This is a genomic window from Amycolatopsis sp. NPDC003861, from assembly GCF_053605405.1.
In genome coordinates, this window is the sequence record NZ_JBSGJD010000334.1 from 1 (window position 1) to 8,425 (window position 8,425).

An 8,425-nucleotide genomic window follows, 5' to 3' on the forward strand; every position below is an offset into this window, starting at 1 on the left:
CCTCAGCGGTGGTGGTGCGCCGGTGAAGGGTGCGGCGGTCACAGCGGGACCGTGCTCCAACCCCCTGGACGGGGTGGCGTAGGTTGCTTTCTCTCGGCAAACCGAAGACACTGGCAACGAGTGTGGCTCTTTGCTTCGATGGTAGACGCAACTCGCTAGGTGTCAAATGCCGGCATTACCGCGAAGCAAACGCCAGGTGATGACGGCAATGGTGGGGGCGATGTGGGACGACGATACGAAGATGAACCAGTATTCGACGGCTGGGAAAAAACTGCGCCCGAGTACCTGGACTCGCCGATACCGCGCCGCTCCTACGCCTCGCAGCAGCAGCTGACGCTTGAACTGCTCAACCTGGACACCTTCGCCGAGCGGCTGACGTACCTGTTCGATCACGAGTCGACCTACTACGTGCTCGACGGCGAACCCGTGACCGATCCCGACGAGATCGCTCGCCTGGCCGCCGACGAGGCCCCCGGGTTCCGGAGTTTCGTCGCCCCGGCGACGCTGGTGGCACGGTGGGTTCAGGCCCGTAGCGGGGAGACCTTGACCAAACAGGCCCTCCACAACTTCAAGGGCGGGGTCCGGGCTAACACGCGCCCGCAGATCAACGATGCCTTGGCCGAGTTCTGGCGAATCCATCACAAGCTGCTCTACCCCAACGTTCCGGCAGCGGCCTTCGAGCTGCCGCATGACGAGACCGACCGCAGAGCCCACGAGCTGATGACCGAATTCGGCGGCCTCGACGTCAACGCCCGGAGAATCGCCAGCTACCTCGACGGCGCCCACGAAGCCGACAAGCAGCAGCTGCTGAAAGTGCTGGAACGGATCGCCCGGACCGCCCGCGGCACCGGCCACGGGCGGCCCACCTGACGGGTTCCGGCGACTTGTTGTCACGCTCTGCTACCGGCGGGGCGGCTTCGGTCCCAGTTTCTTCGCCAAGCGCCGTACTCGACGCTCGCTCAGCGCTGCTCCGGTAGCTGCCAGCCACCTGGCTCGCTGGTCGTCGTCGACGGGCAGCCGCTCGGTCTCGGGCCACCACGCCTCGGTGTCATCGGCGCCGTCGGTGTTGCCCTCGGCGTGCACCGCCGTCGGCCGCGATAGCCGCGCGACGATGACGGCAATGGCGATCTCGATCTCGACGGCGGTCGCCATCGGCTCGATATCCATCTCGTAGAGCAGTACGAGGTCCGACAGGTCGTTGCGTATCGCGGACCGCGTCGAGGAATCGATCAGCTGATCCACGATGAGCAGCGCGTCCTCGATCTCCACCATCTGCTGGATCGAGGTCAACGGCGGCCGGCGGCGGTGGACGAGCAGAATCCGCACGCGCCGCCACAGCCGCTCGATGGCGGCTTCTTGGCGTTGTGTGCGGCGCTGGTCGCGTCGGTCGAACATTCTGCGGGTTGCGGCGGCGAACACGGAGCCGGCGATGAACAGCACCAGCCCGACGCCGTCGGTGAACACCGCGAAGTGGGTGCCGCGAGGCGGGTGATGCGGGTCGAACAGCAGGCGCAGGACGACGCCGAGCCGCCAGGACAGCCCGACTAGCGACACCGCCACCCCCAGCTGCGCCAGGGTGACTCCGCCGCGGACCCCGGCTACCTCGCCCATCGCGACCACGGTCAACCCGAGCAGCAGCGCCGCGAGCCAGCCGACCATGTAGGTCAGGTAGATCGCGCTGTAGAGCTGCGAGGGCAACGTGGGGTTCTGGGGCGACCCGAAGAAGGACGTGTGCGCCCCGGCCAGTACGTAGAGGGTGACCATCGCCGCGGCGCAGGCCACGAAGATCGTGACGACGCCGGGCAAGGGGAGGCGCAGCTGCCCGAGGGTGTGCAGGAACGCGGCGGTGAAGACCATCGCCAGCATGGCCAGCAGGTTGTGGACCACGATCGCCACGTTGTGCAGGCCGGTCAGCTGATCGGCCCAGTCCAGCGTCATCGGGTCCCCGGCCGCCAGCGACAAGGCCATGCAGGCGATGCCGGCGGTCAGGAAGTGGCGACTGAGGGTGTAGCCGAACCCTCGATTGACCAGCGCTTTCCGGGCCGACTCGGTCACGCCGGCAGCTGCGGCGCCGTACCAGAGCACAGCGACCGCGTCAGGCATCGGCGCACAGGTGCCGGCGGGATCCGAACGCGGCCCGCAGCGCCCTGCGGCCGGGCGGGAGCCGGTCGCGGTGGCGTGCCATCCCGGCCCGGATGTGGGCGCGCAACCGGTAGGCGAATTGTTCGGCTTCGATCTCCCAACGGTCGTCTGGACAGGAGCGGCGGCCGCAGACGTAGTCGCCGGGGTGACCGAGCACCAAGTGTCCGATCTCGTGGTAGGTGATGTGGGCGACGTGCGCCGGTACGGCGGCGGCCGCGATCCCGAGCCAGCATTGCGTCCGCGCGCGGACCAGTAGCCCGCTGGTCCCGCCTCTCCCGGTCGGCATTCGGCCTAGAACGACGGCTATTCCTCGTTGTTCGCCGAAGGCGTCGATGAAGGCATGCACATCGAATGGGTATCGGATCGGCAGCGTGGCGATGATGCCGTCGCAGTGCCGGATGAACTCGTGATCTTCGTATTCTGTCGTCTCCACTGTCGCCCCTGGATGTTGGTTGGATCCAGCCGGTCCCCACCGGCCCCCTTGGTCACGCTCAGCACTGATGACCTTTATCGAAGCAGGTCAGAGCGTTGCCGCCATACTGACGGACGCGATACACCTCAGACGCCCGGAGACGCCCGCTGGATCCCGCAGTGTTCGTTTGCGGGGGTGTTTGCGGTCGTTGCGGGGTGGATGCGGGGCCCGCATATTTCCCGCGCGGGCCGCATTCTTGCCTGGTGGAGGGTTGATTCCGGGGTCTGCGGCCGACTAGTCAGAAGTCATGGTGCTGAGTTCGGGGGACGCGCCGACGCGCGAGACTGACAGTGATCCGGCGACAATGGCACGCGGGTTCAACCATCTCGATCCCGCGGTCGCCGAAACGGCCTACGAGACGCTGGGGACGATCCGCCGGGGGTGTCCGGTCGCGCGCAGCGGTGAGCTGGATGGGTTCGTTCTGGTGACCGGCTACGACGAGATCCGCGAGGCCGCGCAGGCACCGGACCGGTTCAGTGCCTACGTCGACGGGCTGGGCGCGGCGGCGGTGGTCACCGAGATGCGGGAGGCCGTGGCGCCGATGTTCGAGACCGACGACGAGCATCATCACCAGTGGCGGCGCGCGCTCATGGACTTCTTCACCCCGGCGGCCGCGGCGGCCCAGGAGCAGTACGTCCGGGCGATCTGCCGGGAAACGCTGCAGGAGCTGATCCCCCGCGGTGCGGCGGACCTGGTCAGTGGCTACACCCAGCAGGTGCCGCCGTTGGTGATCGGGCGGGTGCTCGGGCTCTCGGAACTGGAGCGGGCGTGGCTCTCGGAGCACGTGCGCGCTCTCTACGGCGCCGAGACCGTGAGCGAGGCCCAGCAGATCGGACGGGTGTACGCGGATTTCCTGCTCGGACAGATCCGCGAACGCCGCGCCTACCCCGGCGATGACCTGCTCTCGCGCATGGTCACCGCCGAGGTCGACGGGCGCATCACCGGCGAGGACGAGCTGGTCAAGATGACGATGCTGATGGTCGCAGCCGGGCATCTGACCACCGCCGACGCCTGCGCCACCGCGATCCTGCAGCTCCTGGAAGACCCCGCGCTGCGCGAGCGCGTGACAGGTAATGCGGGGCAGGTCGAGGCGTTCGTCGAGGAGCTGGTCCGCTACGAGCCGGCGGTTGCGGCCACCGGCCGTACCGCCACCGTCGACACCCAGCTCGGCGGGATGCCGCTCTCCCCCGGGGACCGGCTGCTGCTGGCGTGGGGCAGCGCCAACCGCGATGAACGCCGCTTCGACGACGGCGAGGTCTTCCGCCTCGACCGCGAGCGCAGCCGGACACCGCACCTGGGGTGGGGCGCAGGCGAGCACCGCTGCCTCGGCCGCCACCTGGCTCGGGTCGAGCTGCGGGTCATGCTCGAGGAGCTGCTGCGCGCGCTCCCCGATTTCTGCCTTCAGCCGGACGCCTCCGTGCGGCGCACGTTCGGGATCATCCGCGGGGTGGCGGCGCTTCCGGTGCGCTGGAGCCGTCGCTGAGCGCCGAGGTGTGCCGATACCACTCGGCGAGCTCCGTGCGGCCGCACAGGTTCAGGCGCCGGTAGATCTTCGTCAGTTCACCCTCGACCGTCCGCGCCGACACATGCAGGGCAGCGCCGATCTCGATATTCGACATCTCCTCGCCGACCATCCGCGCGATCTCCCACTGGCGCCGAGTCGGTCGCGGCGACACAGGGTCTGCCTCGCCCAGAGCGAACGCCACGATCTGCTCGTCACGCCATCGGCTCCCGGTCAGGCGGGCGGCTTCGAACGCCTCCTCGCCGATGCCGTCGATGATCGCGTCGATCGCGATGTCCCGGTGATGGCGCCACCCGGGCAGGCCGTTGAACCGGACGCCGTGGCGGGCCTGGAGGCTGTCCGAGCCGCCGTACAGGTGGGCACCGCCGACAAGATCGCCGGCCAGCACGCGTTTGCGGGCTTCCTCTTCTACCCCCCAGGCGGGCCCCCACAGGTCGCCGAGTTTCACCTGCGCGTGCAGCGCGTTGCGGGCGCTCGCCTGCGGCTGTGACCCTTCGGGCAGGCCGCGGGTCCATTCCGCCCAGGTGATCGCCCATTTCGCACCACGAGCGTAGGCCTCGTCCAAGCACCACTGTGACATGCGATCGGCCTCCTCGACGGGGCCGTGCAGACCCGCGGTAAACGCGTGGAAGAGCGCCGCCATGTAGGCCGAGCCATCGGCGCCGGCCGCGCGGAAACCCTCCCGGGCCGCCTCCAGCTTCGCGTAGCCGCTGCGCAGGCCCATCGCCAGCGCGTCATAAGTGCCGTCGATGAACAGCACCGCCGGGGCGTTCTCCATGCCGATGTGCCGGGCGAGGTCAAGGCATTCGTCGCGATGGGCTTTGCCGCGCTCGCGAGCGCCGATCGCGATCCAGATCCAGCCGACCATCGCCAGCGCCGAGACCCGCACCGGCGACGGCTCCGCGGGGCCGGCCCGCAAAAGGTCGTCGACCTGGCGACACACGGGGATCTCGGTGGCGAAGAAGTACGGCGCCCGGGTACGCAGCAGGTCGACCATGATCGTCAAACCGCGCTCCACCTGGCCGCGTTCGGCACACCACGTCACCACCCCGGTGATGTTGCCGGACTCGGCGTTGACCCCGGTCAGCCAACACATCTCATCGCGGCCGAACCACCCGTCAGCCGCGTCGCGCACCAGCTGCGCGACCCATGCACAGAGGCTTTCCTCGATCGCGTCCTGGTCACCGAACTGTGTCAGGCGTCGCCGGCCGTACTCGCGCAGGTAGTTGTGCTGACGGTAGCGACCGTCTGCCGACGCGCCTTCAATGATCGAGTGCCGGACCAGGTAGTCCAGCGTCGTCAGGATCACCGCGCGGTCGACGGCGGCGTCCGCGCAGACCTGCTCGGCCGCCTCGAGGGTGAAGCCGCCGGTGAACACCGTCAGCCTCGCCCACACCCGCCGCTGCACCTCGGTGCACAGCTTCCAGGATTCACCGATCGCCGCGTCCAGAGCCAGATGATGAGCTTGGACTCCACGGGTTCCCGGGGCATATCTCAAGGCCGATCCGCCTTCCAGGCGTTCGAATACCACGCGGGGCGATCGTCCGGTGCTCAGCTGGGCCGCGACGAGTTCCAGGATGAGCGGAATACCGTCGGACCAGCGGACCAGGCGGACGATGACCGACCAGTCGTCGTCTGCGGTCAGCGGCCATCCGGCGAGCGCAGCGCGGTCCTGTAGCAGCTTCACCGCGTCGCACTCTTCGGCCTCGACGCGGCCGGCGTCCTCCTCTGGGACGCGGAGGGGATTGAGGTGCACGATGCGGGCGCCGTGGATCTCCAGCCAGGCGCGGCTGGTCACGATGATCTGCAGGTGCGGCGCCCGGTTGATCAGCAGGTCCACAAGTTCCTGGACGGGCTTGAGCAGCTGTTCGCAGTTGTCCAGCACAAGCAAGACACTGCGGTCGCACAAGAAACCGATCAGCACGTCCAGCGGCCGGGCGTCGGGCTGGTGATTCGCGACGTGTAAATCTGCGAGCAGCAAGTTGCAGATTCGCTCTACTGTCGCTTCGTCGCCGGCTTCACCGCTTATTTCCTCAAGGCGGAGGAAGGCGGCCGCGTCGTAGGCGTCGCGTCGCTGCTCAAAAGCCTCACCGGCCAGTCGAGTCTTTCCTACTCCGCCACTGCCCGTCACCACCACTACCGGGTCGCCTTCGTCGATATAGCCCTCGACCTCAGTCACCTTGTGTGATTGACCGATGAGTGTCGTCGAATAGGCCGCACCCGGTATACCGGCACTCGGCAGCGGCCTACGCGCCATGACGCCGATGCGTTGCACCATCAATGACACTGTTGCACCCTGCCGTGGCCTGCGACTCCGGCATTGCCCCTCCTCGCCCCGTTCCCGCTCGTCGCGGGCATCGATCGATGCCTTCGACGACCCCTTACTGGCAAGCGCCGCGTCACCCGAGGTGTGCGGCGCTCCGCGTCATGTTTCGTACCACGGGTAACACCGCAGCCCTCAAGCATTAACCAATGCAACACTCGATCGGGTTAATCGTCAACAACCGGGTAGCGTCAGTGCAACTACTCTCGGTAGTCGGACGGGCTTTCGGTCGATCGGCCGAAAATGGCCTTGCATGCGGCTTACCGAGAGCACTTAACGCAATACCTATCGCAACCTTGCGCAGTAACAGCTACTCGGCGCACTCAAGGACGCTTTATCAATGGGCCACACCCGTTGACTTTTGCCGAGATCGGGCTATTGTTCGTCTCAGCAAGGCGGATCGTGTTCCACGCCGGGGGAGGCGCGGTGCATGCGCGGTCGGCCTACCCACGTTGGGACTTACTCGTGCTCAGACCACTGGCAACACTATACGCCGGGACGGCTCGCGGACCGCCGTTGTCGCGTCCCGCCTTCGGCCATCTCCGCACTTCGTTCGCACCGGTCGCGCAGCGACCTCCACGATGACCAGGTCCTCTGTGGGCCAGTTCCACACCAGCCGAAGTCTCCGCTCAGCCCCTCTTCGCGTATCGCTGGCTGCGGCACGAGGCACACCCTCCAGCACGTCCATCACTCGACGGGCATTCACGCTGGATGGCTTTTCCCTTCCTTTTAAGGAGAAACCTCGATGCACAGCCGTCTTTGGCATGCCCTCGCCGCGACCGCGGCCCTACTCGCCTCCACCGCGGCCACCGCCGTCGCGGCACCCAGCACCCCCGCCGGCGACACCGGTGACCGCGCGCCCATCGCCGGCAGCACCCCGGCCTGGGCCACCCCGCACACCGAAGTCGCCCGCACCAACGGAAACACCGTGCGGCACATCCAGGTCGCCCTCGCGTTGCGCGACCAGCCCGGCGCCGAACACCTCGCCGCGCAGCTGGCCACACCCGGCACCGCCGGACACGGGAAGTTCCTGTCCTCACAGGAGTTCCTCGACCGATTCGCCCCGACTCAGGACACCGTCGAGCAGGTGTCGCAGTGGCTGGACACCCAGGGCTTGCACGTGACCGGGGTCAGCGCCAACCGGCACTTCGTCGACGCCGAAGCCCCGACCTCAGCGCTGGAGTCGGCATTCGGTACGAGGATCGCCGCATTCCGGACCCGGATCGACGGCGCCACCCGGACCCTTACCGCCCCGACGTCGCCGGTCACCGTGCCGGCCTCGCTGCGCGCGTCGATCACCGCGGTGCTCGGGCTTGACGACAGCGCCGCTCTGCTCAAGCCCCAGCACACCCGCCCGGCCGCGGCGGCGGAGCAGCACTGCGCGCGCTGGTGGGGCGAGCAGAACAACACCGACGTCCCGCAGAAGTACCCCGCCGGATCCCAGTCCAACTCCCTCTGCGGCTACACCGGCACCCAGGTCCGAGCGATGTACAAGCTGAGCAACGGAAACACCGGTGCCGGCACGACGATCGGTGTCGTCGGCGCCTACAACTCCGACACCGTCGTCGCCGACACCAACCAGGCCGCCGCCCAGCTCGGCGTCCCACCGCTCGCATCCGGCCAGTACAGCGCAGTCCTGCCCCAAGGCGGGTTCACCGACGCCACCGAGTGTGGCGCCGAGGGCTGGGCCGCCGAGCAGACCCTGGACGTGCAGGCCTCGCACACCATTGCCCCGGCCGCGAAAATCCGCTACTACGCCGGGAAAACCTGCAAGGGCACCGGGATCTACGACGCGTTCAACCAGGCCGTCACCGACAACGCCGTGGACGTGATCAGCAACAGCTACGGCAACGCCGACGGCGAGAACTCGTTGCCGCAGGCGGCGCGGGACCAGTTCAACTCCATGGCGCTGCAGGCGGCGATCCAGGGCCAGACCATCACCGTGTCCACCGGCGACGCCGGCAAC

The 8,425-nt window shown here is 67.9% G+C and carries 6 protein-coding genes; 3 read left to right on the forward strand and 3 right to left on the reverse strand.

What is annotated here, in order from left to right; all coding sequences use genetic code 11:
* The first annotated feature begins 222 nt into the window (after positions 1–222).
* Complete coding sequence (locus tag ACWEVN_RS43765) at positions 223–870, forward strand: hypothetical protein (protein ID WP_452055219.1); 648 nt, start codon at positions 223–225, stop codon at positions 868–870.
* A 30-nt stretch (positions 871–900) separates the two neighbouring features.
* On the opposite strand, the gene ACWEVN_RS43770 is transcribed toward ACWEVN_RS43765, so the two are convergent.
* Together ACWEVN_RS43770 and ACWEVN_RS43775 are read right to left on the reverse strand one after the other, a co-directional pair.
* A complete protein-coding gene (locus tag ACWEVN_RS43770) occupies positions 901–2,103 on the reverse strand; it encodes a hypothetical protein (protein ID WP_452055220.1) in 1,203 nt (400 codons plus the stop codon).
* A complete protein-coding gene (locus ACWEVN_RS43775) occupies positions 2,096–2,575 on the reverse strand; it encodes an ImmA/IrrE family metallo-endopeptidase (protein WP_452055221.1) in 480 nt (159 codons plus the stop codon). Before ACWEVN_RS43775 ends, ACWEVN_RS43770 begins: the two co-directional genes overlap by 8 nt.
* A gap of 343 nt (positions 2,576–2,918) precedes the next feature.
* Here ACWEVN_RS43775 and ACWEVN_RS43780 point away from each other — a divergent pair, with 343 nt between their 5' ends.
* Entirely contained in the window at positions 2,919–4,097 is a 1,179-nt protein-coding gene (locus tag ACWEVN_RS43780; RefSeq protein ID WP_452055222.1) for a cytochrome P450, read from the forward strand.
* Here ACWEVN_RS43780 and ACWEVN_RS43785 read toward each other — a convergent pair.
* Complete coding sequence (locus ACWEVN_RS43785; RefSeq protein ID WP_452055223.1) at positions 4,051–6,414, reverse strand: ATP-binding protein; 2,364 nt, start codon at positions 6,412–6,414, stop codon at positions 4,051–4,053. The genes ACWEVN_RS43780 and ACWEVN_RS43785 overlap by 47 nt on opposite strands.
* Before the next feature lie 790 nt (positions 6,415–7,204).
* Between ACWEVN_RS43785 and ACWEVN_RS43790 the strand changes: the two genes are divergently transcribed.
* On the forward strand, positions 7,205–8,425 hold a 1,221-nt coding region (locus tag ACWEVN_RS43790; protein WP_452055224.1), incomplete at its 3' end, for a S53 family peptidase.

Bases quoted from the DNA above. Each gene is read 5' to 3' on its own strand.
- ACWEVN_RS43770 (WP_452055220.1), bottom strand. From the start codon at position 2,103: ATGCCTGACGCGGTCGCTGTGCTCTGGTACGGCGCCGCAGCTGCCGGC.
- ACWEVN_RS43780 (WP_452055222.1), top strand. From the start codon at position 2,919: ATGGCACGCGGGTTCAACCATCTCGATCCCGCGGTCGCCGAAACGGCC.
- ACWEVN_RS43785 (WP_452055223.1), bottom strand. From the start codon at position 6,414: ATGGTGCAACGCATCGGCGTCATGGCGCGTAGGCCGCTGCCGAGTGCC.